Source organism: Pseudomonadales bacterium (genome assembly GCA_024234615.1).
GTDB lineage: Bacteria > Pseudomonadota > Gammaproteobacteria > Pseudomonadales > IMCC2047 > JAJFKB01.
Genome location: JACKNY010000002.1, coordinates 557,367 through 582,483 on the forward strand (window position 1 = coordinate 557,367; position 25,117 = coordinate 582,483).

Consider the following 25,117-nt stretch of genomic DNA (forward strand, 5'->3'; position numbering starts at 1 on the left):
CCTAAAACGATTTAACCGATTTACGCCATTCCTTCACTAACTGAAGCCCTAACGCCAAACAACTCATGAAGCCAACGAAAACACCGATAAAGATTGAATAGTCAAAGTGATAGCGGTCACTAGAGGCGTCATAAACCGTACAAAAAAATCGAATCTTGTCTGACAGTGCGCCAGCAAGTGAAGCAGAAGGTCGATTAAATAACAACTCCTTGAGGGGTTCAATTAGTAGCTGTATATCAAATTTCATCCCGTAAACCTGTCTATATACTTCTCGATCAGACTTTAAAACGCTCGTTTGCACCAAATGATTGAAACCCTGCGGCGAAGGATAATAGATAAAGCCTAGCTCCTTGCTCAGAGACTCTACCGTTGCTTTATCTGCACTGAGAAAATGCCAGTTCTCATCTCCTGCCGCACCTTGCTTTTTAGCAAACTCGCGCATCGCTTCAGGCGTATCATTAAAGGTATCAAACCCGACCGTAAGCACCGTAAATTCTTTGTCGGGCATGGCCTGCCGGGCCATGCGGGCAACCTGTCCCAAATATTGTGTAGTAGTAGGGCAAATATGATAACAACTAGTGTAAATCAGACTAATCAGGAGGGGTTGCCCAACGAAGTCTTGCAGCGCAACCGAATTACCAGAACTATCGACAAATTGATAGTTCGATAGGGTTTTACCTATGACTGCCTGGCTGTACTTGTAGGCTTGGTCACGGTCAAAATCCTTAAATTCAATCTTCGTTGAGTGAGCAGCTTGTGCTGGCATTGCCCCCATACCGGAGTGCATACCGTTGCTTCCAGGTTGATACATCTCCGCGACATCCATACTGCTGTGGTCTAGAGCAGATGACACCCCTTGCGTTTCCGCGATAGCTGAGCAACAAAAACAACTGATAAGTATTTGTAAAACTTTTAGACTATGAAGAAATCGTCTGCGGAAAATAGAATAGACCATAAAATTTTAAAAAAGCCTGAAACCGATAAAGCACTAGTATATCCCAGCCAACCCATTGAACAAATTCGATAACAAAAAATAAGCCCCTAAAAAGGGGCTTATTTTGATACGCCTCAATAAATCAGACGCTTGTTACTGCGGGATAAAAAACTGTTAGCTAATACCCCAAGTTTGTGACAGATACTTCCAGTTAATGAAGTAATAAGCAGCAAAGGCCGCGAAGAATATGAAGGTCAGACACAGTGTCCCTGGCACAGTGATGCCACCAGTGTGAATGGTTTTATATTCTTCATCCGTAACCATTTTTGCAGCTAAGGCAGGCGTAGACTTCTCATCACCTAATTTTCTACCAAATAGCAGGGAAGCAACAATAATGACACAGAATGCAGCACCACCGACAACTGCCAAAATAACTGACACTCCGTTTAAGGCCAGCATAGTATAGGCGGCAGCGGGGAAGTCATGTGTCATACCCGTACCAGCAAAACCGATGTCCCAATGTCTACGTGGCACACCCAGGGTACCTGCACCCATCAGAAACAAAGACACACCGGTCATACCCAAGCCGAAGATATAGGGTTGGAATTTCGCCAATCCTTTCATCACCAATTCACGACGGAACAGCACAGGCACCAACCAATAGGTCATGGCCATAAATGCTATTGTCGTACCCAGTACTACCGTTGCGTGAAAATGACCAGGAACATAAAGCGTGTTGTGGATCAGGATGTTAATTTGCTCTGCACCCATTACCACGCCAGTAATACCTCCCAGGAAGCCAAACCCAACCAGCGAGATGAACATACCTGAGAACACCGGGTTACCCCAGGGCGCTTTCGTTAACCACTCGAACAAACCCTTGTTAAACCCACGGGCACGCTGAGCCGCTTCGATCGCGCCAGGCACCGTCAGTCCATGTACCATACTTGCCATTACCGCAAGATACATAGCATAGCTGGTGTTAAACATCTTAAATTCAGAGCTAATACCTGGGTCTACCAACAAGTGGTGCACACTGGCTAACTGTAAAAACAGAATATACATCAAGAAAGCGGTACGGCTAACCTTCTCAGAGAGCGGTTTCGCGCCAAACACCAGTGCCGCAACCGCATACCAAATAGCAATATGCGCAGACACGTTAATTTGCTGCGAAGAGTGCCCAAATGCCCACCAGATCATGCGATACATGAGCGGATCAATGTGCGCCACCAAACCGACACTCCAAAGGAAAGTCGGGATCAAAATGATCGCGCCACTGACGATGGTGAACACCGCGATAATTGCAGCAACCATCGCACCGAAGGTAACCAAAGGAATCGAGCCTTCATAGGTTTTTTCAGACTTGGCGATCACCAAAGTACCGAAAAAGATGAAGCAACCGATTAATGCCCCGACCGCAAACAGTATCAAACTCAGGTAAAAGAGCGGATCTGCACCCATTGGCGTGTACGACGTCATCATCACGCTGGAGTTACCCTGTAGCACAATATAGTTATTGAGCAGAGCACCCACCAACATCAATCCAAAAGCAACCCACCCCAATTTGGGCGTTGCCAGTCGACAATTGAGCAATACCGCCGAACAGAAATAGATCAGCGCAATTTCAAAGAAAATAATCCAGAAAATTAATACGTTAAGGCCGTGAGCCGTTAGCACTAAATAAAACTGATCTGCTGGTAGCAAATGCACCGCAGGCCAACGCGTTAAGCCAACACCCAGACCGTAAATTCCACCAATCAGCAAGAAAACCACTGCGGCAACGGCATTGGCCTTCATCAGTCTTTCGCCTGGTTTGTGAACCTGTAACCCAGTTTCTGGGCACACACGAAATAAATTAGTATTCATGACGTCCCCTTAATTATTCAACGACTAGAATTTTGCCAATCATTAAATGATGGCCAATTCCGCAGTATTCATTACAGATGATGGAGTATTCACCTACTTCATCCGGTGTCAGTGTTACCACGTACTCGTAATCCGGCACCACCTGAACGTTTATGTTGGCTGGCTGCAATGAGAAACCATGCTGCCAATCCAGCGAAGACATGTGGACACGATAGCTTTTGCCCTTTTCGAGCTCAAGCACAGGCCACCAGCTCCATAAGCGAGCGACTAGGTAAACATCGCTACCTGCCGGGGGGTGTACTTTGGGTATTTTTTGCGGTCCATACTCACCAACAGTAAATTGGTCAACAACGCTTTGCGCTTTCGCCATATACTGCTCAGGCGTCACTCGATAAGTTTCATTGGATAGGTTTTGATCACCCACTACGTGCCAATAAGGCATCATAAAGGTCATAAAAACTCCCCAAACAAACACGATAGAAATCCAGATCAGTTCGGTTTTTTCGATGGGTTCGTGCCACCAAACCTTATCTGAGGGAGATACGATGCTCATAAGACCACCTTAAATTGATTTGATTTTTGTTGTTGTGAAATCATTATTATTTACCTAACGGTATACTAACAATTTCCATAATACCCCAAATTAAATACAACACAGCTGGGCTTGCAACACCTAGAAACAACAGGATAAAAGGATTATCCAATAGTCGTTGCATGAAAGGTACTTCTTCATTTTGAGGAGGAACGTCTTGCGGCGACATACCAGGCTCCTTGTGAGTTAAGAGTTGTAATTATCGAACTTTTTGTAAGGTTGCCACTCTATCCAGTCTACATATTGAAGTAATTGATCTAAATCAAGATGAATAAAATACTACACAATATTTTGTCGAGAGACTATTTTATTATGTACAATACGCCCACTAATTTCCAACCACTTATAGTTTTAGGAGTTACTCAATGAAAATATTTATTAGCCTAGTTTGTAGCTTGGTTATGCTGGGTACAGTAGCCTCTTCCCATGCTGGCGACGCGGCTGCAGGAAAAGCAAAGTCCATGCTCTGCGCTGCTTGTCATGGCGCTGACGGACATAGCCCTAACGACCTGTGGCCGAGCTTGGCTGGCCAAAAAGAGGGCTACCTCGCCAAACAGCTCAAAGCCTTCCGCGATGGTACCCGTCAGGATCCAATGATGGCGCCTATGGCTAAGCCATTATCAGATGACGATATTGCTAACCTAGCAGCCTACTTCAACAGCCTGTAAGCCCTGGGATATATACTGAACACATGTTTTCGTCTGTTAACGCTGCTGTTGGTAACGCCACCCTTATTACTGGCCGACACTGAAAGTAGCGTTAATGAACGATTACCCTTTACCTCTCTCGAACTCGAAGCCCATTGGAATGTTGACTGTTCAGCAACTCTTTCTACAATTAAGCAGTTTACCGAAAACCCCGCACTAATATTCAAACCTGAATACCACCAATTAAAACCGACATTTGACGGCTATTTAAGTGCCCTCAAAAAATGTGCGATTATTTACAACACACCCAATACAGGACGCTATTCGATTTGTGTCGACTATCTTTCGATCCACAGTCAACTCAACGATCTTAAATCAGCATTATTTCTAACTAAAGAACGCTTTCACCCAGATCAAATTCGGTCTATTCTTGGACCACTAAAAAACATGCTGAACAGCATCCATTGCGAGAAAAATTATCATTAGTTTGAGTATGCGCTATTCCCAACTCATCGATAAAATCGACCAAATTAACCGCTCTGACCCCAACCAGGAAAACATTGACGGTAACAGCGTCGCCAAACAAGTCCTATACAGTCATCGCATGTTAACTCGATTATTGGCTTTTTTCCCCGAATCACCGGAAGTATTAAAAATCGCCGTTTATGCTCAGCATATTAACCGTTGGCATATTGCTCGCTCCTCCTATCCAACGGACAGACAAGGTTATCTCCGATGGAGAAAAGATTTAGCCGAACACCATGCCCAATTGACCGCTAAATTGATGGCGGAGGTTGGCTATTCCAATGAAGAAATTAGCTTAGTCAAATCAATTATCAAAAAACAAAACTTAAAAACTGACCCGCTCACACAAACCTTAGAGGACGTTGCCTGTCTGGTCTTTCTTGAGTACTACCTCGCGGCGATGATGACAAACCATAGCGAAGAAAAATTAACTGTCGTGATTCAAAAAACCTGGCGTAAAATGTCCGAAGCTGGCCAAAAATCTGCGCTTGAAATAGATTATACTGAGGCGCAGCATGCTTTGATTGAAAAAGCTCTAAAGACTAGCAACGCGGCGTAAAATCAGCAGTTGATGTTGTGACATTAACTTGTCCCATATCAATATTTTACTTAACCTAAACACTAATAATTACAGCTTCTATATCTCGGGGTAAACACCTATGGACCATTTACCGATTTTTACCAAAATGACCGGTAAACATTGTCTATTGGTTGGCGGCGGCAGCGTTGCCGCACGCAAGCTGGAAACTCTATTAGATGCGGGCGCTCAGGTAACCCTGGTAGCACTCGACATTAGTGATGCAATCACCGCACAACAGCGAAGTGCTATTACAATACTACAAGAAAATTACAGTGCCTCGATGCTTGGTGGTAAAGACCTAGTTATTGCCGCCACCGATGACCGTCAGCTAAACGCCACAATATCTCAGGATGCCAGCACTCATCATTTATTCGTGAACGTCGTCGACAACCCTGAGCTTTGCAGCTTTATTATGCCTTCAATCATTGATCGATCACCCATCACGATTGCCATCAGCACCTCCGGAAAAGCTCCCGTGTTAGCGCGACTTTTACGCGGCAAAATTGAATCCTTTCTACCCTTTAGCTACGGCAAACTGGCGCAGCTCGCCGATAAATACCGTGAACAGGTGAAAGCCGCATTACCAACTGGCGTCGCTCGGAAAAACTTTTGGGAACGTGTTTTTGAAGGCTCGATCGCCGAACATGTATTCACTGGCAATGATAACGCTGCCGACCAAGAACTCCAGGCGTTGTTGCAGCAAGCACAGGATGAACCCACTGATAAAGGTGAAGTCTACCTGGTCGGTTCCGGCCCGGGCGACCCAGATCTATTGAGCTTTCGAGCCTTGCGCCTCATGCAAAAAGCCGATGTCGTTGTATACGACCGACTGGTATCCAAGGGCATACTCAACTTGGTGCGCCGTGATGCCGAAAAATTCTACGTTGGTAAAAAAGCCAGCGACCACTGCGTACCACAAGATCAAATTAATGAGCTGCTAGTCAAGCTGGCAAAAGCAGGTAAACGCGTTCTACGACTTAAAGGTGGCGACCCTTACATCTTCGGACGCGGCGGCGAAGAGGCCGAAGAACTAGTAAAAGAAGGCATTCAGTTTCAAGCAGTACCAGGCATTACCTCCGCAGCTGGTGCCTCCAACTACTGCGGCATCCCGCTAACCCATCGCGACTACGCCCAGTCCGTCACCTTCGCTACCGGACATCTAAAGGATAACACCGTCGACCTCGACTGGCCCGCGCTCGCCCGAGCAAACCAAACCCTGGTGATCTACATGGGGCTAGGCGGATTAGAAGTGATTTCACAGCAACTGATTGGCCACGGCTTAGAAGCGGATACCCCTGTTGCTGTTATTTACAAAGCCACTCAACCCGATCAGCGCATTCTAATCAGCGACCTGAGCCACGTGCGACAAAGAGTGCTGGAAGAAGCGTTTAAAACACCAAGCATTCTGATCATTGGGCATGTAGTGAAGCTTTATGAGCGGTTAAAGCAACCGAGTTAAGATCTGAGTGTGACATCAAACCGGCTCAAGGCTAACCCGACTAATGGGTATCCTTACCCAATAACATAGCGATGAATTGCCGCTTCGCTTGCTTCGAGACGACGCGATAAGACTCAAACTTCACTGGCTGACCCGTATCCAATGAATTTATTTCGATACCCCAAAGCGGCAGCGTACTGACGGGACTCATCGCATAGCGCACATCCCCCAATACCTCCGGCCTGCCAGGATAATGACTAACAAAGTCATCAGAGAAATGCTCAAAACGTTTAATATCCCTAAACAAAGTTGTGTCTCTTTTTAGATCAGGGAAAGACTCACTGAGGTTAAACTTTTTAATGCTGGCGCCAGGATAGATACGCTTTGCAGCAGCCACTCTCACCGCATCAATATAAAAAATATTATCGGCCAGATACACACTGCGCCACAGCAGGTTATTAGCAACCGTGGGTTTAACCACTATCCGCTCAATCTCATGACCACGCTGCGCGGCGAGTTCTCGGATCGATTGTTCTGCCCGATTTAATTGCATCGCCGCAATTAAAAGGTAACACCCAGCCAAGACGAGAGCAATACGGCTATAGCGCGTATTAGCACTTTTAATCGAAGCCACCACCCCCACCACCAACAACAACGTGAAGACCGGATCAACAATCGAAACTACATTCCACGCGATGCGTGTATTCATCAGCGGCCATAACAGGTGAGTGCCATAACTGGTACAGGCATCAATAAATCCACTGAGTAGGTAGCCAAGAAAACAATAGCCGTATATCGCCGAGGCAGATAACCTGTTACGCAAAAATGGCCAGAACAAACAAAAAGCAATAAGTGCCCCGATAGGTATAAAAAATATCGAATGGGTAAAATGCCGATGATATTCCAGAGATAGTAACGGATCAGTAGATGAGCGAATTAACACATCCGCATCCGCAATCACCCCCGCAACCAAGCCGATCATTGTTGCTAGCCGTATGTGTTCTTTGCGCGCAGCCGACTGTGCAACCGTGGCTCCTAGGATAGCCTGCGTAACTATATCCATACTATATTTAGAAAAGCGCCTTGATTTTTGAATAAGGGGTTAAATAGCAGGTCACTTCTTCTCTACTCTGCATCCCTAATCCTCTCCATCTCCGCCACCGCCCGCTCCAGTAAATCTGGTAGCTGCTCAGAGATTACCGCCTCGTCTTCCGGCTCGACCCACAATAAACCAGGGCTTTGCAGCTGCGCATAGTATTTGGGGGAGGAGGAAAAATCTCTATCCCACTGCACTTCACCTGCCAGCTGGAAGGATAAAAGCAACCCTGCCGCGCCCACCGAAATCCAAAGTCGTTTATTGGACAGCAAGGTAGTCGCAAGGGTAATGCTGGCGCCGATGGCAACCAGTAGCAGGAAAAAATTCAAGCTTTTGCTGAGTATAATTTGTAACATTCCGCTACTGGCATTATAGCCAATCACCCCGGCACAATATTCCGCGAACTGTAGGCCAAGACCGAATAAAAACCAGATCGAAAGATGCGCAGGAAAATAAGTACGGTGTTTAATCAATCGACCAACCAAGGCCCATATAGCGGCAATGATGGCCACACCTAGAACACTCCAAAGCACCGGTTGCAATATCGGCAGCAGCTTGTACTCGCTAAATGAATGCTGATAGGCGGAGAGCAGCAATATCACACAGGAAACCACCAACAAAAATGACCAAATGAAATGACGGCCTAAGAATGCAAGCCGTACTTCACCGCCATCAATTTTTAATGCCTGTCCAACCGGATGTTCATCATGATAAATATGCAGCTCGGTGTGACCGATGCGTAATTGGTCACCAGACTGAACATGCTCAGTTTCATCTCGCGTTTGCCGTTGATAGCGAACGCCATTTTCACTCGCTAAATCCTCTACCAGCCAGCCCTGTTGATGAAGCTGGAGCCGCAAATGATGAGCGGACACGTACGGGTCAGCAATGATGACATCGTTATCAAAAGCGCGACCGATATTGATCTGTTCGTTATGGCAGCGCACCCGCTCAATCAGCTGACCGCCACGCCCTCTTACCTCAATGACTGTCATCGCTCAACCACCTCCATAAAGCGCTTGAGGAAAGCATTCATATTCTGCTGATCAACGCCCGCCAGAGTAAAATGGCTGACAAAGGCCTTATCCGCTTGATCCACCGAGCCGCGCAGATAGAGCGCGTCATAAATACCAGCATATTTTTGATAAGCTCTCGCACAGAATACTAACTTATCTTTTCCACCTTTTTTATCGCTAACGAAACGTTCATCACAAACATAATTACCAACATCATCCTCGTACGCTCGGTTGTCCGGCTCGAAGCGACGGAACAGAGACTGGTAATAACTTTGGAAGCGTGAATTATTCAACTCACCCACTTCTAGCCAAAAAAACTGATAGCTGATAACGCCGGAACTAAAGCGGTCATTGAGATAAATTGACTCGTTACTCCGGCAGGCGGTGGACACGCTCTTATACAATTCTTTATCGTCACTGGATCCGCCCCAGCATTTTACGAAAGGCTTCATTTCGCCCAGCACCTGCGACTCACCCAATACTTGAGTTGGCCATTCCTTCGCCAGGAACTCGCTGATCATTTTATTTTGATTATCCAGTAATTGTTGACGAATACGCTGGCCGAAATCTATCAACGGCACTTCACGTTTTTGCACCTGTTCAATCAAGATTTTCAACGCGGAACCTGGCACTAAAAAGCTCACCTGATCACCAGCAGAGGAAACATTAATCCCCACTACCCGACCATCTTTATCCAACACTGGCCCGCCGCTCATACCAGGGTTAATCGAACCGGAAAAATGAATACGTTGGTAATAGGTTTTTTCATCGATACCGTTATAGGTGCCCGGTACAACAGTAAATCCAATATCAAAAGGATTGCCGATGGAATAAATGGTGTCGCCTTGAGTAGGATGATCCTCGGGAAAAAGCATGGGCTTTTTATCCAGCACCTCAGCCTTTACCAACGCGAGATCATTAATGACATCAATATCGACCAGTGTGAGTTTCTGGGTCTTGCCTTCCACATCCTGATACTCCAGCCGATACTTACTGGGTTTTTCCACCAGTTTAGCAACCACATGATAGTTGGTCGCTATTAAACCATCGGCGGACACCAAAAAACCGCTACCCAAACCGGACTTCTTCTCCGCCACAATATCCATAATACGAATCTGGAATATCCGATCCTGATATTGTTTAAACAGCGTCGCGGCACCTTTCTCTTCCGCATGGCTCACGACGGATAACGAAAAACACAAACAAATCGCCAAAAAGCTAGACTGCAGCCGTGACAATTGAATTATGGATTGTTTACACAACGGAATAAAACGAGGCAAGACTCTCTCCCTTTAATCGAAATCCCAGCGCAGATTATACGGACTTTAGATATGGCCTGTTAACACTATTTAGTCGACCCTGAAAAAGCCTTAATCAACGATCAAAGATCTTTTCGGAAGAGCTAAAATGGCCATTAAACAGCTTCTATCGTACCAGAACAACCTTGTTTTAATAGACAATAAAAACAACCTCATCCATTTTCTGAAGTTGAATGCAGCCGCCGCCATTAAAACGTTCATCTGGTCTCCTTCAAATCCTTTAAAGTAGTTTTTGTTTAGCCGGTGATCCGATTTTAAATGCCCTATCACCGGCTCAATTCCGGCTCGTTTCCTAAAACGTTTGCGCATCAAAGTTTTGTAGGCACTATCGGTTTCTCGTGTAGTTGTGCTCGGTCTAATAATACGAGTATCGTTGATCTTACTCTTTCCTTTATAGCCTCTATCACACAAACCAACTGCCGGTGTCAGTTGACTTAGTCGCTTCAATTGCAGCAGTACTTTCGGCAAGGTATGTCCATCAAACTGGTTGGTTTCGAACGCCAGCGCCCCAACAATAATTTTTGAATCTCGCGTCGTGGTAATGGAGACCTTGGTACCAAACTCGTAGCGCTTATGCTCTTTGCCTTTGCTCATGCAGTACACATGGGGCGCATGCAAACTGTACAATTTGTTTTTATCCCCCCTTTTTTGGCGCAGTCCCCGATGGAATAAAGCGAAATCCTCTGCCCAATGTACCAGCACGTCAACGGGGAGTTTTCGTTCTAACTCCCGTACCAAACAACTGGCAATGGTTTTCAGTCGTTTGACCGCTTTACGGGCTTTGACGCGATTCTTAGGGTGCCCTGCAAAGCGGCATTCCAGTTTTCGCTGTTTGATTTCCTTTGCATAACTGCGGCGGAGCTTAATTCCATTCGCCCTTGCCAGCTTTAAGCAACGGACAATAATCTTTCGGTACAGCTTGGCGTCGGTGGGAAAGGTGATGTTGTTTTCCTGTACCGTGGTATCAATACAGACCTCTTCCTCGACCCCACTCCCTCCATGAATCGTGATGGAAGAAGCCAGTATCTTTTCAAATCCTTTCTCACCGATACGCTTGCGAAAGTACACCAGATCGGAAGGGTCGCAGGGAAACGACCACTGGAATTCCGCTTCTCCACAAAAGGCCTGGAAATACGGATTTTGTACCCACTGCTGTACGATGACATCGTCACTGACGTTCCCCATATGCTTGAGGATACATAAACCAACCATCAGTCGAATGGGCTTAGCTGGTCGTCCAATATTGGAATACAAGGGTGCAAACTCGGACTCAAAAAAGTCCCAGTGTATTGTCTGCGCCAGTTGCAGTAAGGGGTGTTTTGGGTTGAGATGATCCAGCAGGTTAGGTGACAAAAAACTCATTTGGTTGTGATCGGGGGAGGAATCTTTCATGAAATACACACCGTTATTTCGACCAGTTTTACCGCGACATTTAGTTAAAACTGGTCGAAATTATCTCATAAAACGGCTTTATTATCTATTAATATCAATAGGTTATTAGTTTTTCAAGGCTGACTATTTAGCACCCTCCGACTGAGGGAGAGCACTTCAGTGAAGAGAGAAAATGGAGGTAACTGCCTCAAATGTTTGGGCGCTGCGTTTAAGTATCCAAACTAGCAAGCTCCTCATACTAGCCTTTTATTATGAGTCAACGCAAAAAGGAACGTACCTCTAAATAATCTAAAATCTGAAGGAGCCTCTGTAAGCTAGTGACTAGTTCCCTCTTCATAATGAGTTTTGTTATAAACGTTGTATTTACCGGAAGGCTTACTCATCGGCAAACGCTTAATCTCTTCCAAAGTTTGCGCGTCATAAACCACAACCTCACCCTCATCCTCCCAGATACTCACCAGCGCATAACGCCCATCCTTGGTAAACTCAACATGACCAGAAGTTTTACCTGGCGCGGGCTGTAGAGTTCTCACTATTTCCAGGGTCTTTTTGTCAATCACGTGCATCTTGTCTTTGTTCGGGCCAAAAAAGACATCAACCCAGGCGTACGGGCTGAGTTCGTGACTGCGCATAAAGAAGCCAGGGCCTTCGGTTTTGATGGTCTTGATGGTTTGCCAGCTTTGCATATCAATGACACTGACTGCGCCGCTACTCAAGTTTGGCGATGCCAGCACGGTTTTGCCCTGATAGTCCCAGGTAATACCAGATCCCAAATGCGGCATACCCGGCAAATCTAACTCCGCCACCTTTTCGCCGCTGTCCATATCAATAACCAGACCACCCCTGACTTTGTGCCCATCATTACCGCTATCCAGCGGCCGCGCCGTACCCATTACCTGCGAATAGGATTGGTTAAAGAAAAAATCATCCAGATAATCGTCGAGCTTAATCCGGCGCGGTTCAAAATCCGGTTTACCTTTGGCCGCCTGATAGGGGATTTCCCATACCTCAGGAATATCTTTGAGCGCAGCAACAAAGCTATGGCGCGTCGGCGCAGTGTAAACGGCACTGACTCTAGAAGTTTTTTCGCCATCACCCTGGGTAACAATAACCTTAACTGGCGTCAAATCATGGGCATCTAGAATCACTAGGTTATGCGGTAAGTAATTACCAACGATCACATAATTGCCATCATAAGAGACCGCCATATTGCGGGTGTTAATACCGGCGCGAATCTCAGTGACGGTTTTCAGATTATAGAGATCAAACTTGGAAATCCAGCCATCACGCGAAGCGAAGTAAACAAAACGCCCATCGCGAGTATATTTCGGACCACCATGCACGGCAAAACGTGTTTTGAAACGATGAATCGGCTCGAAGGTATCACCGTTTAACACGGTCGCATGATGGTCACCCAATTCCACCACAATAAATAGATTTTGCAGGTCTGCTTCGAAAATCGGTTTATCACCCAACTCTTCAGATTGAAAGTGCGTAACATGCGAGGTTCGCATATCCGCGACACTCCAGTTAGGGCTTACGTTCGGTTCGGAATAAATAAGTTGCACGAGGCCGTCTATCTGCTCGGCAGACAATTGCGCGGCAAAAGCTGGCATTTGCGTCGCTACGCGACCATTAGCAATCACATCGACCGCAAACTTTTGTTTCAAACGACTCAGGTTCTGCGGCAACAAGGCTGGGCCCATAGAGCCCAAGCGTTCTTTACCATGACATTCTGCACAGTGTTGTTGATAGAGAGCTTGAGAAAGCGCCTGAGTGTCCGCCATTGCGCTGCTTATCCCAAACGTCGTTAGCAGCATTAAAAAAAATAGCCTAGACAGCATAAAAGAGGTTCCTTAGCTTACGCAACAATCAGAATGCAGGGACATTTTTTTGGGGGGTTGTTTTCTTACTGTATGGTGTTACCTGAAGTCGTTGATGTCCTTCGACGACACCAATTTCCTGGTCAGTCAGATAGCAGGCAGGATCTTCCTGCCAGGGATCACCTGTCAGCTGATAGGCACGCACACGGGTATTACCACCACAGATGCGTTGATATTCGCAGATTCCGCAACGACCTTTTAACTGCCGCGGTTGTTGCTTTAGTCCCGCCATTAATGGGTCGGAACGATCTTGCCAAATTTCCGAGAATGGGCGTTCTTTGACGTTGCCCAGGTTGTAATCCCACCAGAAGGTATCGGGGTGCACATTACCCATATTATCGATATTAGCCACATACAGACCCGATGCATTGCCGCCCCAGCTTTCCAGTCGCTCACGCACAAAATTTTCCAGTTCGGGATGATTTTTACGCACCCAGTAGAGCAGGTAGACACCGTCGGCATCGTTGTTACCAGTCACATATTCACGAATTTTACCCTGCTGAAGTTCATTCCAGCAGCGCTCGAACAGCAAATCCATGGCCCAGCGGGTGAGTTGATGCACAACATCATCTTTACGATTGCGATTACCACGACCGGCATAGTTGAGGTGCGACAGATAGAACTTATCGATATCCTCGTCATCCACAATTTTCAGTAACTCCGGTAATTCTTCTGCGTTGTCTTGCGTCAAGGTGAAGCGCAGACCGACCTTAATCCCATTTTCCTGACACAGGCGCACTGCCCGCATTGACGCATCAAAAGCGCCGTCGAGTTGGCGGAACTTATCGTGTGTCGCACCGATGCCATCAATACTGATGCCGACATAATCGAACCCGGTTTCGAGCAAAGGGCCGATATGACTCTCATCGATCAGGGTTCCATTGGTGGAAAGGCCCACGTAGAACCCTTTCTCTTTGGCGTATTTGCCCACCTCATAAATATCTGGTCGCAATAACGGCTCACCGCCAGACAAAATTAGTGCCGGCACACGAAACTGCTTGAGGTCATCCATCACCGTTTTGACTTGTTCGGTAGATAACTCGCCAGGGAAATCTTTATCGGCACTGATCGAGTAGCAGTGTTTACAGCACAGATTACAGCGCCGGATTAAATTCCAGATCACTACAGGGCCCGGCGGTTTACGCAAAGGAGCCGCTTGCTCAGGGTTGGCCAGCGCCTGCATAAATTGCGTTATTCGAAACATATCACTACCCTCATGAACGGATTCGCAAACCCGTTTTCTTTAAAATTTTCAAACTGTTCAGCTGTGTCATCGCACGACAGGAAGTGCCCAACACCTGTTTAATCTGCGCTACCTGCTGCTCGACTTCCTGCTCATTACGGCCGTGCACCATGGCAAAGAGATTGTAGTTCCAACTCGGCGCCTGACGCGGTCGCTGGTAGCAATGGCTGACAAAATCCAATTGCCCAACTGTTTCGCCTAAAGACAGGATATCTTGATCGTCCACATCCCAAACGGTCATCAGGTTAAAACGGTAACCTAGGGCATAATGGTTTGGCACCAAACCGATTCGCCTGATTAAACCCGCCGAGAGCATTTCCTGCATCAACGCAATCAGTTCCTCTTCACTGATCCCAACCTGCTTGGCAATCTGCTGATAGGGCCGATCACATATCGGTAATCCGTTCTGCGTCGCACTGATCACTTTTTTCACTAAGGCTTGGTCTAGTGTCATTTCATTCAGATCAGGCTTCAAGCTTTAACCCCACAAAAAACTCTGTTTGTTTAGGTAGGTTTAAACCTGGGCACTGCGTGACCCGCATAATTTCTTCAAAAACCTTTAACAGTTTTTGCTGATTTTCAGTGGCGAGCACAAACCACATATTCCATTCATGCTCACGCTGGTAATTATGTGCCACCTCAACATAACGATTGACCTGCTCGGTAACTTCATCAAAGCGCTCTGCGGGCACTTTCAAGGCACAGAGGGAAAACGCACCATCCGCTTTTTCAATGTTATAGAGTGGCCCGAAACGCGTCAGCACCCCTCTTTGCAAAAGATTAACCACTGCGTGCTGCACCTGTTCACTGCTCACCCCCAGCTGTTTTGCCATCAATTTGAAAGGTTCCGGCACCAGCGGAAATCCCCCTTGATAGGCGTTGATGAGTTGTTTTTCGAAAGCGGTCAACTCGATCTGTTGCTGCTGTAATTTTGCCGGTCTAGACATAGCGAGCCCCACGCTGCTTGAAGCGGCGACTGCTGAACAATAGCTGATGAGGATAATCGAGTTGATGCGTCTCAATTATTTCCTGCAGCTGACCTTCCACCTGCTCTCGTACTTTGCCATGAATCATGCAGAACAGGTTATAGGGCCATTTCTCACGCCGCGGCCTTTGATAGCATAGGGTAACACAAGAAGAACTCGCCAGCTTATCAGCAACCTGTTCAATCTGTTCGTCTGGAATATCCCAAACCACCATACAATTAGCTGAGTAACCCAGCTCATGATGTCGCAGCACCATCCCAAAACGCTTAATCAAACCCTGCTGTTTCAACTCAGCAATTTTATCGATCACTACCTGTTCGCTTACTGCCAGCTGGCGGGCAATTTCCTGATAAGGCTTCTCTACCAGAGGCAAACCCTCTTGCAAGAGTTTGCGCAGCTCATACGCCAATGCATCCGTTACCATAAGGGGAAACCCAGGTCGATGTGGTAGCCCTTAACCATAGGCAGATCGAGCAGCGCATAGGGATAGGCCGCAGAAATCTTATTTAGCACCTGCTCGACGCCCTGTTGATCCGGCGCGTTCACCACAAACCAAAGGTTAAACTCGTGTTCCCGCTCGTAGTTATGATTCACCTCGGCAAAGGCGTTCACGAACTCAGCAACTTGCTCTATTTCTTCTTCTGGAACGGCTAGCGCCGCCAATGTACTGGCACCCGCTTGATGATGATTGAATACCGCACCAAATCGCGATATCGCATTTTGTTGCTCAAATAATTGTAATCGTTCGAGTATTTCCTGCTCCGGCATACCCAGTTGATCCGACAACACTTTGAACGGCTCTGGGTGCAGTGGAAAATCCTGCTGTACCTGGTTCAGCAATAAACGATCCTGCTCGGAGAGTTCCATTACAGGCCTATTTTGCCGGCGCGATTGGTGAAAAATATACCGCTCGGTCTTTCTGCCGGTAATGTTTTCAACAAGCTTAGACTTTGAGTATCAAATATTTTTATCTGATTTTCATCGCGAACTGAAATCCAGACCTTTTCGCCGCGCGGTGCGAACTCCATGTGCAAAGCCCCTTTGCCTACATCCAGGGTTTTAATTACCTTGAGGCTAGGCACATCAATGACCTGAATCCAATTATTGTCAGGGAAAGCAAAATTCACCCATACTTGGCGTCCATCCGGTCGTGCCATCGCAAATACCGGCTGGCCCTTCAATTCAACTCGCGCCACCTGCTCCCAGCTATTTTTGTTTGCCACTAAAACCTGGTGCAAGCCAATGGCGGGGAAAAAGATCAGATCACCCGCTACGGCCCAACCTTCTAAATGTGGCATTTTATAGACGGGCAGCTTTTCCTGACCACGACCATAGTGCGGCAAAATCCGTTGCACGCCTTTTTCGGGGTGCCAAAGATCTAACAGCGCCATGCCATCCTCACCGAATAAACCGGCAATATAATAGCGTCCATCGCCGGAAATCAGCGCGTCATAAGGCTGTTTGCCAATCGCCGCGAATTTACTTAATTTTGGTTTAGCCGGCTCGGACATATCAACAATCCAAGTGGCAGCCCCTTCAAATAATGAAAAGACGAATTTGTTGCCAGGCGCATCGACCAGCCCAACGGTTTTGGAACCTTTTTCTGCACCCGCAAAGGTTGCCGGGATATCTGCCACCAATGACAGATCGTTACTGCTAAATATCTTAACGCCACCCGGTTCATAGTTGGAAACCGCAATTAACGAACCATCCTGCGAAATTGCCCCACCGATTGAGTTCCCACCCTGAATGATTCGGTGAGTTATTTTTCCTGTCAGAATATCAACCCTGGTAAGGCCGCCGTCGCGTCCGAACACATAAGCATATCGAGCATCACGTGAAAAGACGACAGAGGCATGAGACAAGTCGCCTAGCTCTTCAACTCGGCACAACACCTGATCCGAAGAATTCTCCACCACTAATAAACTGCCGCGCTCACGCTCAATCACTACGCCCAGATCACCGCTACCTCGTAACTGTGAGTCACAGGCTCTCGCCCAGGCGGAAATGCAGACCAAGACTAAGCCCAACAAAATGGCCAGAACTTTATTATTCATTCCTTAACCTCTACGACTATCCCCGACTGAGTTGTTGCCTGGCTGGTGATCAGGTATACCAGATAATCAATTTCCTGTTCCGACAGCAAATTTTGCCAAGGTGGCATCGCGGTTCCAGGCAGACCCAGACTGATAACTTGTTTTAGATAGATGTCAGGTTTCCCAGCCAGTGCTTCCGGCAACAACGACGGCCCCAGGCCACCTTTTAAGCGCATACCATGGCAGGAACCACAGTCTTGTTTAAGCAAGTATTCAAGCTCCCGCTGACGCTCGGAGTTCAGCTGCAACGCATCTGCACTCGCAAGCCCAACGCTGAGTAAGAGGCTCATCAAAACCAGCCCTAACAGTCTGTAGGGGTTAAGCCAAGAAACAACAGGATTATACATGCCGTCATCATCAATCTTTTACGGAATGGCTTCCTTGATATGGGTCAAGTCCCACCAATTTTCGTTATTTCCATATTGAAGCCGAATGTTCAAGGCGCAGGAAAACAATCAACTCACTATACTGGTATGAGTTCTTATTTTTCGCAAACTTCGGCTAACTCCGGGCTATCATCACAAAATATGAATTTGGCGCCCAGCAGACTCGATGTCTCATCTTTTTCAACACCACACACTGCTTCCATATCAGCTTGGCCATCACAAAAAATAAGCCTACTATTTTTAGGGGGCTTAACCTCTTCCGTCAATAGGTTACATACCTCAAGCAACTTTTCGTAACGCTCGCAGGCCTCTGTGTCGGCCGGTATGGTGTTGCCCGAACGCGCGAATCCCCCGCTACAGTCACTTTCGATGGTTTGAATCTCATCGCAACGCAAAAACCCCTGTGGCATTTTCTTATTACTTTGTTTGGTGTACCAACTTGACCCCAAAGCTTGCGGCTCGCCACGGTGATAACGCACGATATGCTTGAGCTGGCCATCCTTATACCAGGCAACCTCTTTACCCTGTTTGATGCCCCTACGAAAATCGATCTGTAACCGTTTTTGGCCATTGGTATAATAATCAACCGCCATTCCGGAAAAGGGTTCACCGGATTCAGTGAGTAACCGTACTCCATCAACCAGCTTTAGCTGATCCATTTTCACCTCAACGACCGCAAGCGCGTCCTGAGTAGTTAGAATGAGAAAGACGGATATAAGGATTGCTTTCATAAGGCTGTATCGATTCGACGTTAACTAAAGTATAGCCCAGCTGGAATCCCGAGCTACGCTTTTAATAGCTCAATTAGCCAGGTGGAAATATCCACGATTTCCTCTAAACAAACAGCATGCGGCATCGCATACTCATGCCATTGCACTTGATAACCCCAAGCCTTTAGCTGGTCACGCGTAGCAATTCCGAGGGCATGGGCGACCACAGGGTCCTGCACGCCATGCCCCATAAAAATAGGAATTTCGGCATTCACTTGCGTTCTATGCTTGGCGACATAGTCCGCTAGCGGTAAATAGGTAGAAAGCGCCATAATCCCAGCCAGAGGTTTTGCGTAACAAGGAATTGCCGTAAGCGCCACCGCTCCGCCTTGGGAAAAACCAGCGATAACTATCCGTTCAGAGGCAATCCCACGCTTAATCTCATTTTCGATTAGCTGCTCAAGCTGATCGCAGGACTCCTGCAATTGCTGCGGGTTAATTTCGCGCACTTCGGCCATGGACAAAATATCGTACCAGGAGCGCATTTCATAACCCATATTAATAGTCACAGGCCGAATTGGCGCATGGGGAAAGACAAATCTTATCGCTATATCATCAGGTAACCTTAGCTGCGGTACGATTCCTTCAAAATCGTGCCCATCCGCCCCCAAACCATGCAACCAGATCACCGCTGCATCTGGCGTTTTTGCTAACGGATTATGTTCAACTTCAATCGTTTCCAGCGCTAATGACAATTTGCTTCTCCTGGTTAATGGCCCCGATGAATTCTGCCAGTAATCACCCAAATCGGGCAAGTTTTGTCGCTATTAAAATTGAGTTTAAGCCTGATGACCAATAAAAAAACAAAAAAAAGCCCGGGGGTTTATTCCAGGGCTTAAGGTTTCACAAGGGAGGGTAAACTGGGTATTACATAATTCGTAAATGGTAGACCCAGCTCAAATCACATAGTTCCGAAAAATTCAAAAAAATGAAAAATTTTTAATTTTTTTATTTCCCCCTCCCTTAGCTGGACATTAAGCTCAAAGATGAAGAAAAGAAAAACAAAAAAAAGCCCCGGGTTTATTCCAGGGCTTAAGGTTTCACAAGGGAGGGTAAACTGGGTATTACATAATTCGTAAATGATAGACCCAGCTCAAATCACATAGTTCCGAAATATTCAAAAAAAATGAAAAATTTTTAATTTTTTTATTTCCCCCTCCGTCAGAGCGAATAACGGGTAAATGATCCGTCGCTATTATTTCCCCGTTTTAAGTGCATCTGGCGACTTTTCAAGTCCATAATCAGCGTACAGACGGTACCGCAATTTCCGAGCAGCTCATGCGCATGGTAATGGGAACATATCGAAGCTTCTGCAGCCGATTGGTCTGTTAATAACCCTTTCATCTCCTCCAGATCATGTTCGATCAAACCTACCGCCATTGCTTCTGCTCGCTGATATCTTGTCAATGAACTTTCCAACTGCAAACCTCCCGCGGCAACCTGCCCGCCAAGATAGTGGTTAGTATGCAGTTGCACTGCTACGCGAGGTAGTTCAAATTGTTCATCACCCGCAAACTCAATATCTAATGATTCACCATTTTCAAAACCAAGTATAATATTACTGGCACGCCCGGCCCCAGCCCGCTCAATCCAAGTACGCGCTTCGCGTAGATCGCCACTATCCAAAATCGAGCGCAACAGTATATGAATTGGCACTCCTCGGGTTGGCTTAGCACAGGACAGTATATTTAAACAAACACCTAAGCCTTCGGAATTCATTCCGATCTTACCGATGATTCCCGGTTCGGTTAGCATTCTGATGATTGGCCCGGTCTTGGGCTTCAGCTTCACCAGCCTAACTAGATTTTCCATTTTCTGCGACCAATCCCAATTTTGTCCGAGTAGACCTGTTCGCTGAAAAAATACTGCCGTGCACTCCAACGCCAAAGAGTTAAGAATTTCACTACGGGCATTGAGCGCGTAGATCCAAGAAGGATTTATTTGAGCTGCCGCCGCCAGCGCTTCAATCTCCGTCGTATATTCTGGTTTAAACCCGCCAATCACACGCTGAAAGTGTTTCGCCATCGCAAAAATATCCTGCTGTTTACGACCAAACAGTCGGGCATAAAATTCGATAGTGTCCTCTATCTGGCTGGCGAGCTGATGTCCATGTTGATAGCCCAAATCATCGGCACTGCCGAAAATTTCTAGTTCCGGAAAAGTATTTAAAGGGATTGCATTCATAACCGTTAAAACGGAATCGGTGTTTTCGACAAGGCTACCAGTACAATGTAACCAAAGGACAGTAGCGCGGCGCAAAAGGCTGCCACTCGTATCGACTTGGTTTTGCCATAACTCAGTGCCACCATACCGAACACAATATAAAGCAATAGCGCGACAAATTTCGCGGTTAGCCAGGAATGCACAAAGGGATACTGGTGGATTTTGATTGCCATTGCGACAGCACTGCTCAACAACACTGTATCTATAATATGAGGCAGCACCCTAACCCAACGTTGATTTAACAGCTTTGAACCCAACATCATCCAAACGCCACGCAACACAAAACCACAGATGGAAAGGCTGATCGCCATCAGATGTATATTTTTAATCAATTGGTAAGACATATCCGACTCGTAAAAAATGAATGGGCTAATACTAACGCAAAAAAAACACAGGTAAATAGCGCAGGGAAATAGACTGTGGCAAAAGTTGAATTTCCAAATTAAGATACCTCTTCTCGTCACCACCAAACTATGCAGATGAATCGATCTAATTCCAGACTAGTCTACAGCACCGACCAGGGGCGACTTTGCCCTCAATGCGGGGCAGCCAAGCATGAGGGTAAATGTAAAGAACCATCCGCACCTTTGGGCGATGGCAAAATCCGTATTCAACGCCAAACCAAAGGTCGCAAGGGCAAAGGTGTCACCTGCATTACCGGTCTACCTCTTAACGAAGAACAACTGAAAGAACTCACCAGGCAATTGAAAAAGAAATGTGGCAGTGGTGGTACCGTCAAAAACCACATCATCGAAATCCAAGGCGATTACAAAGAGCGCTTACAGGAAGAACTCAGCAAGTTAGGTTATCAAGCCGTGATAGCTGGAGGTTAGTATTTAGCGTCCCGTATTCTTTATACAGACTTGCGCTCAAGTACTCCAGTTTATCAACTAAAACAACGACTAAAACAAGATACCCACCCTGTAGGTTTGCAATTGCTCCAGCACCCTTAAAAATGTCAGCAATTTATACAGCCCCACAACAAAACAAATAATATTTCTTTAATTTCAATGGGTTAAAAAATGGCGCGTTAATTGCTTTAATTACTAACACTTTGATTGTCAAAGGATTTATTGTCTGAGAAAACCTTAGCTTTAAAACCTATAGGCAATAGTGAAATAGATTGGAATAGAGAGTTAGGTGTAGCCAATGGCAAATACAATGACACAAGCATCACTCCCTTCTGAAAGTAGTCCAACAGTGGCGGTGGCAATAACAGCGAATGCGAGAACCGGCGACCAGTCTTCACCGCCACCCCGCTCCAGAAGAACTTTCCATGCTAGTAATTATTGGTATTTTGAAACCCGAGAAGGCCGTTGTGTAGGTCCCTACCACAGTAAACATGCCGCTGACCTCGCTGCAAGTGAATATGTGGAATTTGCCAAAACTGCCAGCGAACGAATGCTGAACAAGCTGTTGGAGTATATTTCTAGTTCTTGCATCTGAGCTCCCAGCAATCGTTCAGGCCTCCCCCTGAAAACCTGCACCGCACACACCAAAGATTGCTTTTCAATCACATGCGTCAGGCATTAATCGCGACCCTTAAAATAAGAAAAATACAAGTCTTTAACTGTGGCTGTTTTTTTTCCATAATGCCCGCCCCAAGTCCTTATAGATTATGTATTAAATGAAAAATATCACCCAGCGTATCGCCAACGAACTTCAGGTTAAAGAACAACAAGTCCATGCCGCCATCTCACTGTTGGATGAAGGCTCTACCGTTCCCTTTATTTCCCGCTATCGCAAAGAAGTTACCGGCGGGTTGGATGACAGTCAGTTGCGGACTTTGGAAGAACGTTTGGGTTATCTGCGTGAACTTGAGAATCGGCGCGACACCATCCTGAAAAGTATCGAAGAGCAAGGAAAACTCACCCCTGAACTCAGCAAAGCCATTGTCGACGCGGATACCAAAACCCGCCTGGAAGATTTATACCTGCCCTACAAACCCAAACGTCGTACCAAAGGCCAAATTGCAATCGAAGCTGGTATTGAACCGCTTGCGGACGCCCTTTTTAATAACCCTGAGCTAGACCCAAAAATTGAAGCGTTGGCTTATATCAACACCGACACAGCCTTTAAAGACTCTTTCAAAGATGAAAAAGGTGTGCTCGATGGCGCTAAATATATTTTGATGGAGCGCTTTGTCGAGCAGGCGGATTTATTGCAAGCGATACGTCAACGGCTCGCTGACGAAGGTTGTATTTACGCCAAAGTGTTCGAAGGCAAAGAAAACGAAGGTGCTAAGTTCCGCGATTATTTTGACCACAGCAGCACAATTAAAGACATCCCCTCGCACCGTGCTCTGGCGTTATTTCGCGGCGCCAAGGAAGGGATTTTGCAATTGAAACTAGACTTGCCTCACGATGAAGAATTACTGCATCCCTGCGAAGTGCTGATTGCCGAGCATTCTGGTATTGAGAATAAAAACCGCGCTGCAGACCCATGGCTGGCAGAAGTCGTGCGCTGGACCTGGCGTATTAAATTACAGCTTTCAATGGAAAATGACTTGTTTTCCGATGTCAGAAGCCGCGCCGAGGATGCCGCCATTGATGTCTTCGCGAAAAACCTTAAGGATTTATTATTAGCCGCACCTGCGGGGCAAAGAACCACTATCGGTCTCGACCCTGGCATTCGCACTGGCGTTAAAGTAGCAGTTGTGGACGGCACCGGTATGTATCTCGATTCAACCGCTATTTATCCCCATGCCCCGAAAAATCAATGGGATCAATCCATCGCAACATTAGCAACGCTGACGAAAAAGTATGACGCAAAACTAATCGCCATCGGTAACGGCACCGCCTCACGTGAGACCGACAAACTCTGTCAGGATTTAATCAAACGCCATCCCGAACTCGCTCTACAAAAAGTCATGGTCAACGAGGCTGGCGCGTCGGTATATTCCGCTTCTGAAACCGCCTCCAAGGAATTTCCTGATCTGGATGTAACGATACGTGGCGCGATCTCCATCGCCAGACGCTTACAGGATCCACTGGCAGAACTGGTAAAAATAGAGCCTAAATCCATCGGTGTTGGTCAGTACCAGCATGATGTCAGCCAATACCAACTCGCCAAAAACCTGGATTCTGTCATCGAGGATTGCGTGAACCACGTTGGTGTCGAAGTAAATTCTGCTTCCGCCGCTCTGCTCAGGCGCGTGGCCGGTCTCAGTCAAACTCTGGCCGATAATATCGTGGAATTCCGCAACATTAATGGCGTTTTCAAAAACCGTGAATCACTCAAAAAAGTTCCCCGTCTGGGCGAGAAATCCTTTGAACAGGCGGCAGGATTTTTACGCATTCGTAACGGCGACAATCCCCTTGATGCCTCCGCCGTCCACCCTGAATCCTATACGGTGGTCACTAAAATGGCAGCCAGTTCAAAACAGGAAATCACTAAGCTAATTGGTAACAGTGAAGTCTTAAAACAACTGCAACCAAAGGACTTTATCGATGACCGCTTTGGCCTGCCTACTGTCATCGACATTATCAAAGAACTCGACAAACCGGGCCGTGACCCTAGACCGGACTTCAAAACTGCCAACCTCAAAGAGGGTGTGGAAGCCATTTCCGACTTAAAACCAGAAATGATCCTGGAAGGCACCGTCACCAACGTCACCAATTTTGGCGCTTTTGTTGACATCGGCGTGCATCAAGATGGCCTAGTTCACATTTCCGCCCTGGCTAACCGTTTTGTCAAAGACCCGCGCGAAGTAGTGAAAGCGGGTGATATTGTTAAGGTTAAAGTGGTAGAAGTTGACCAGGCGCGTAAGCGTATTGCATTAACCATGCGTCTGGAGGATCAACCCGAAACTAAAAAACCAGTATCCGCTAGCGTTAAAAGACCGACACAGGACAAATCAAATCAAAAATCACAACAAAAACCACAACGACACAAACAGCCCACGCCCCCAGTAAATAATGCGTTTGCGGCAGCATTTGCTAAGGCGCAGGAGAAGAATAGCTGATTCGGTATAAGGCCGGAAGTTCTACCTGAACCCTGTTTTTCACCGTGAATTCATTCACCTGAGCGCGTCCCAGACAAAGCAACGGATAGGCTATTATGTTGCACAACAGACTATGCGCATTAAAAGACACATAACCTAAACAGCAGCGGCGAAACAAATTA

27 protein-coding genes are annotated in these 25,117 nt (G+C 46.6%); 7 read left to right on the forward strand and 20 right to left on the reverse strand.

The features are described 5' to 3' along the window. Position 1 precedes the first annotated feature (1 nt). From H6995_11765 to H6995_11780, 4 genes are all read right to left on the reverse strand, one after another. Entirely contained in the window at positions 2-853 is an 852-nt protein-coding gene (locus tag H6995_11765) for an SCO family protein (protein ID MCP5215673.1), read from the reverse strand. A 255-nt stretch (positions 854-1,108) separates the two neighbouring features. Continuing rightward, entirely contained in the window at positions 1,109-2,800 is a 1,692-nt protein-coding gene (locus tag H6995_11770; GenBank protein MCP5215674.1) for a cbb3-type cytochrome c oxidase subunit I, read from the reverse strand. Positions 2,801-2,813: 13 nt separating this feature from the next. Beyond that, entirely contained in the window at positions 2,814-3,353 is a 540-nt protein-coding gene (locus H6995_11775; GenBank protein ID MCP5215675.1) for a cytochrome c oxidase subunit II, read from the reverse strand. Between the two features lie 46 nt (positions 3,354-3,399). Further along, complete coding sequence (locus tag H6995_11780) at positions 3,400-3,561, reverse strand: hypothetical protein (protein ID MCP5215676.1); 162 nt, start codon at positions 3,559-3,561, stop codon at positions 3,400-3,402. Between the two features lie 196 nt (positions 3,562-3,757). Between H6995_11780 and H6995_11785 the strand changes: the two genes are divergently transcribed. From H6995_11785 to cobA, 4 genes are all read left to right on the forward strand, one after another. Continuing rightward, complete coding sequence (locus H6995_11785; protein MCP5215677.1) at positions 3,758-4,060, forward strand: cytochrome c; 303 nt, start codon at positions 3,758-3,760, stop codon at positions 4,058-4,060. A gap of 48 nt (positions 4,061-4,108) precedes the next feature. Beyond that, positions 4,109-4,525 (forward strand): hypothetical protein, encoded by a 417-nt coding sequence (locus H6995_11790; GenBank protein ID MCP5215678.1) that lies wholly within the window; start codon positions 4,109-4,111, stop codon positions 4,523-4,525. Position 4,526: 1 nt separating this feature from the next. Then, entirely contained in the window at positions 4,527-5,123 is a 597-nt protein-coding gene (locus H6995_11795; protein ID MCP5215679.1) for a DUF4202 domain-containing protein, read from the forward strand. A 100-nt stretch (positions 5,124-5,223) separates the two neighbouring features. Further along, positions 5,224-6,603, forward strand: coding sequence for a uroporphyrinogen-III C-methyltransferase (gene cobA / locus H6995_11800; protein MCP5215680.1), 1,380 nt, complete (start codon positions 5,224-5,226; stop codon positions 6,601-6,603). A 40-nt stretch (positions 6,604-6,643) separates the two neighbouring features. Here cobA and H6995_11805 read toward each other — a convergent pair whose 3' ends face one another. The 16 genes from H6995_11805 to H6995_11880 form a co-directional block, all read right to left on the reverse strand. After that, positions 6,644-7,645, reverse strand: coding sequence for a metal-dependent hydrolase (locus H6995_11805; protein MCP5215681.1), 1,002 nt, complete (start codon positions 7,643-7,645; stop codon positions 6,644-6,646). A gap of 62 nt (positions 7,646-7,707) precedes the next feature. Then, a complete protein-coding gene (locus H6995_11810; protein MCP5215682.1) occupies positions 7,708-8,673 on the reverse strand; it encodes an FHA domain-containing protein in 966 nt (321 codons plus the stop codon). Next, positions 8,670-9,896 carry a trypsin-like peptidase domain-containing protein gene (locus H6995_11815; GenBank protein MCP5215683.1) on the reverse strand — a complete coding sequence of 409 codons (1,227 nt, stop codon included), beginning with the start codon at positions 9,894-9,896 and terminating at the stop codon, positions 8,670-8,672. Before H6995_11815 ends, H6995_11810 begins: the two co-directional genes overlap by 4 nt. Before the next feature lie 168 nt (positions 9,897-10,064). Beyond that, on the reverse strand, positions 10,065-11,405 hold the full coding sequence (locus H6995_11820; GenBank protein ID MCP5215684.1) for an IS5 family transposase: 1,341 nt from the start codon (positions 11,403-11,405) through the stop codon (positions 10,065-10,067). Between the two features lie 314 nt (positions 11,406-11,719). Then, positions 11,720-13,249, reverse strand: a complete 1,530-nt coding sequence (locus H6995_11825; GenBank protein MCP5215685.1) for a c-type cytochrome — start codon at positions 13,247-13,249, stop codon at positions 11,720-11,722. A 28-nt stretch (positions 13,250-13,277) separates the two neighbouring features. Beyond that, positions 13,278-14,492 (reverse strand): heme d1 biosynthesis radical SAM protein NirJ, encoded by a 1,215-nt coding sequence (gene nirJ / locus H6995_11830; protein ID MCP5215686.1) that lies wholly within the window; start codon positions 14,490-14,492, stop codon positions 13,278-13,280. A 10-nt stretch (positions 14,493-14,502) separates the two neighbouring features. After that, positions 14,503-14,985, reverse strand: coding sequence for an Lrp/AsnC family transcriptional regulator (locus H6995_11835; GenBank protein ID MCP5215687.1), 483 nt, complete (start codon positions 14,983-14,985; stop codon positions 14,503-14,505). Between the two features lie 10 nt (positions 14,986-14,995). After that, entirely contained in the window at positions 14,996-15,478 is a 483-nt protein-coding gene (locus H6995_11840; protein ID MCP5215688.1) for an Lrp/AsnC family transcriptional regulator, read from the reverse strand. Then, on the reverse strand, positions 15,471-15,941 hold the full coding sequence (locus tag H6995_11845) for an Lrp/AsnC family transcriptional regulator (protein ID MCP5215689.1): 471 nt from the start codon (positions 15,939-15,941) through the stop codon (positions 15,471-15,473). Before H6995_11845 ends, H6995_11840 begins: the two co-directional genes overlap by 8 nt. Further along, positions 15,935-16,384, reverse strand: a complete 450-nt coding sequence (locus tag H6995_11850) for an Lrp/AsnC family transcriptional regulator (protein MCP5215690.1) — start codon at positions 16,382-16,384, stop codon at positions 15,935-15,937. Before H6995_11850 ends, H6995_11845 begins: the two co-directional genes overlap by 7 nt. Beyond that, positions 16,384-17,574, reverse strand: coding sequence for a protein nirF (locus H6995_11855; protein ID MCP5215691.1), 1,191 nt, complete (start codon positions 17,572-17,574; stop codon positions 16,384-16,386). Before H6995_11855 ends, H6995_11850 begins: the two co-directional genes overlap by 1 nt. Beyond that, positions 17,571-17,903, reverse strand: a complete 333-nt coding sequence (locus tag H6995_11860; protein ID MCP5215692.1) for a cytochrome c — start codon at positions 17,901-17,903, stop codon at positions 17,571-17,573. Before H6995_11860 ends, H6995_11855 begins: the two co-directional genes overlap by 4 nt. Positions 17,904-18,094: 191 nt before the next feature. After that, positions 18,095-18,730, reverse strand: coding sequence for a hypothetical protein (locus tag H6995_11865; GenBank protein MCP5215693.1), 636 nt, complete (start codon positions 18,728-18,730; stop codon positions 18,095-18,097). Positions 18,731-18,783: 53 nt separating this feature from the next. Next, positions 18,784-19,464 (reverse strand): carboxylesterase, encoded by a 681-nt coding sequence (locus H6995_11870; GenBank protein MCP5215694.1) that lies wholly within the window; start codon positions 19,462-19,464, stop codon positions 18,784-18,786. Between the two features lie 466 nt (positions 19,465-19,930). After that, on the reverse strand, positions 19,931-20,953 hold the full coding sequence (locus tag H6995_11875) for a peptidase C45 (GenBank protein MCP5215695.1): 1,023 nt from the start codon (positions 20,951-20,953) through the stop codon (positions 19,931-19,933). Positions 20,954-20,958: 5 nt separating this feature from the next. Further along, on the reverse strand, positions 20,959-21,336 hold the full coding sequence (locus H6995_11880; protein ID MCP5215696.1) for a SirB2 family protein: 378 nt from the start codon (positions 21,334-21,336) through the stop codon (positions 20,959-20,961). 129 nt (positions 21,337-21,465) lie between these two features. On the opposite strand from H6995_11880, the gene H6995_11885 reads away from it, so the two are divergent. The 3 genes from H6995_11885 to H6995_11895 all read left to right on the forward strand — a co-directional run bounded on the left by H6995_11885 (position 21,466) and on the right by H6995_11895 (position 24,956). After that, positions 21,466-21,825, forward strand: a complete 360-nt coding sequence (locus tag H6995_11885) for a translation initiation factor Sui1 (GenBank protein ID MCP5215697.1) — start codon at positions 21,466-21,468, stop codon at positions 21,823-21,825. A gap of 316 nt (positions 21,826-22,141) precedes the next feature. Next, positions 22,142-22,438 (forward strand): hypothetical protein, encoded by a 297-nt coding sequence (locus H6995_11890; GenBank protein ID MCP5215698.1) that lies wholly within the window; start codon positions 22,142-22,144, stop codon positions 22,436-22,438. A 181-nt stretch (positions 22,439-22,619) separates the two neighbouring features. Next, complete coding sequence (locus H6995_11895) at positions 22,620-24,956, forward strand: RNA-binding transcriptional accessory protein (GenBank protein ID MCP5215699.1); 2,337 nt, start codon at positions 22,620-22,622, stop codon at positions 24,954-24,956. The last annotated feature ends 161 nt before the right edge of the window (positions 24,957-25,117 follow it).

What these genes read in the sequence shown, in the direction of transcription:
- H6995_11825 (MCP5215685.1), bottom strand. Translation starts at nt 13,249, where the DNA reads ATGCTGTCTAGGCTATTTTTTTTAATGCTGCTAACGACGTTTGGGATA.
- H6995_11850 (MCP5215690.1), bottom strand. Translation starts at nt 16,384, where the DNA reads ATGGAACTCTCCGAGCAGGATCGTTTATTGCTGAACCAGGTACAGCAG.
- H6995_11845 (MCP5215689.1), bottom strand. Translation starts at nt 15,941, where the DNA reads ATGGTAACGGATGCATTGGCGTATGAGCTGCGCAAACTCTTGCAAGAG.
- H6995_11890 (MCP5215698.1), top strand. Translation starts at nt 22,142, where the DNA reads ATGGCAAATACAATGACACAAGCATCACTCCCTTCTGAAAGTAGTCCA.
- H6995_11840 (MCP5215688.1), bottom strand. Translation starts at nt 15,478, where the DNA reads ATGTCTAGACCGGCAAAATTACAGCAGCAACAGATCGAGTTGACCGCT.
- nirJ (MCP5215686.1), bottom strand. Translation starts at nt 14,492, where the DNA reads ATGTTTCGAATAACGCAATTTATGCAGGCGCTGGCCAACCCTGAGCAA.
- H6995_11820 (MCP5215684.1), bottom strand. Translation starts at nt 11,405, where the DNA reads ATGAAAGATTCCTCCCCCGATCACAACCAAATGAGTTTTTTGTCACCT.
- H6995_11810 (MCP5215682.1), bottom strand. Translation starts at nt 8,673, where the DNA reads ATGACAGTCATTGAGGTAAGAGGGCGTGGCGGTCAGCTGATTGAGCGG.
- H6995_11855 (MCP5215691.1), bottom strand. Translation starts at nt 17,574, where the DNA reads ATGAATAATAAAGTTCTGGCCATTTTGTTGGGCTTAGTCTTGGTCTGC.
- H6995_11775 (MCP5215675.1), bottom strand. Translation starts at nt 3,353, where the DNA reads ATGAGCATCGTATCTCCCTCAGATAAGGTTTGGTGGCACGAACCCATC.
- H6995_11860 (MCP5215692.1), bottom strand. Translation starts at nt 17,903, where the DNA reads ATGAGCCTCTTACTCAGCGTTGGGCTTGCGAGTGCAGATGCGTTGCAG.
- H6995_11805 (MCP5215681.1), bottom strand. Translation starts at nt 7,645, where the DNA reads ATGGATATAGTTACGCAGGCTATCCTAGGAGCCACGGTTGCACAGTCG.
- H6995_11785 (MCP5215677.1), top strand. Translation starts at nt 3,758, where the DNA reads ATGAAAATATTTATTAGCCTAGTTTGTAGCTTGGTTATGCTGGGTACA.
- H6995_11835 (MCP5215687.1), bottom strand. Translation starts at nt 14,985, where the DNA reads ATGACACTAGACCAAGCCTTAGTGAAAAAAGTGATCAGTGCGACGCAG.
- H6995_11875 (MCP5215695.1), bottom strand. Translation starts at nt 20,953, where the DNA reads ATGAATGCAATCCCTTTAAATACTTTTCCGGAACTAGAAATTTTCGGC.
- H6995_11780 (MCP5215676.1), bottom strand. Translation starts at nt 3,561, where the DNA reads ATGTCGCCGCAAGACGTTCCTCCTCAAAATGAAGAAGTACCTTTCATG.
- cobA (MCP5215680.1), top strand. Translation starts at nt 5,224, where the DNA reads ATGGACCATTTACCGATTTTTACCAAAATGACCGGTAAACATTGTCTA.
- H6995_11885 (MCP5215697.1), top strand. Translation starts at nt 21,466, where the DNA reads ATGCAGATGAATCGATCTAATTCCAGACTAGTCTACAGCACCGACCAG.
- H6995_11865 (MCP5215693.1), bottom strand. Translation starts at nt 18,730, where the DNA reads ATGAAAGCAATCCTTATATCCGTCTTTCTCATTCTAACTACTCAGGAC.
- H6995_11895 (MCP5215699.1), top strand. Translation starts at nt 22,620, where the DNA reads ATGAAAAATATCACCCAGCGTATCGCCAACGAACTTCAGGTTAAAGAA.
- H6995_11880 (MCP5215696.1), bottom strand. Translation starts at nt 21,336, where the DNA reads ATGTCTTACCAATTGATTAAAAATATACATCTGATGGCGATCAGCCTT.
- H6995_11770 (MCP5215674.1), bottom strand. Translation starts at nt 2,800, where the DNA reads ATGAATACTAATTTATTTCGTGTGTGCCCAGAAACTGGGTTACAGGTT.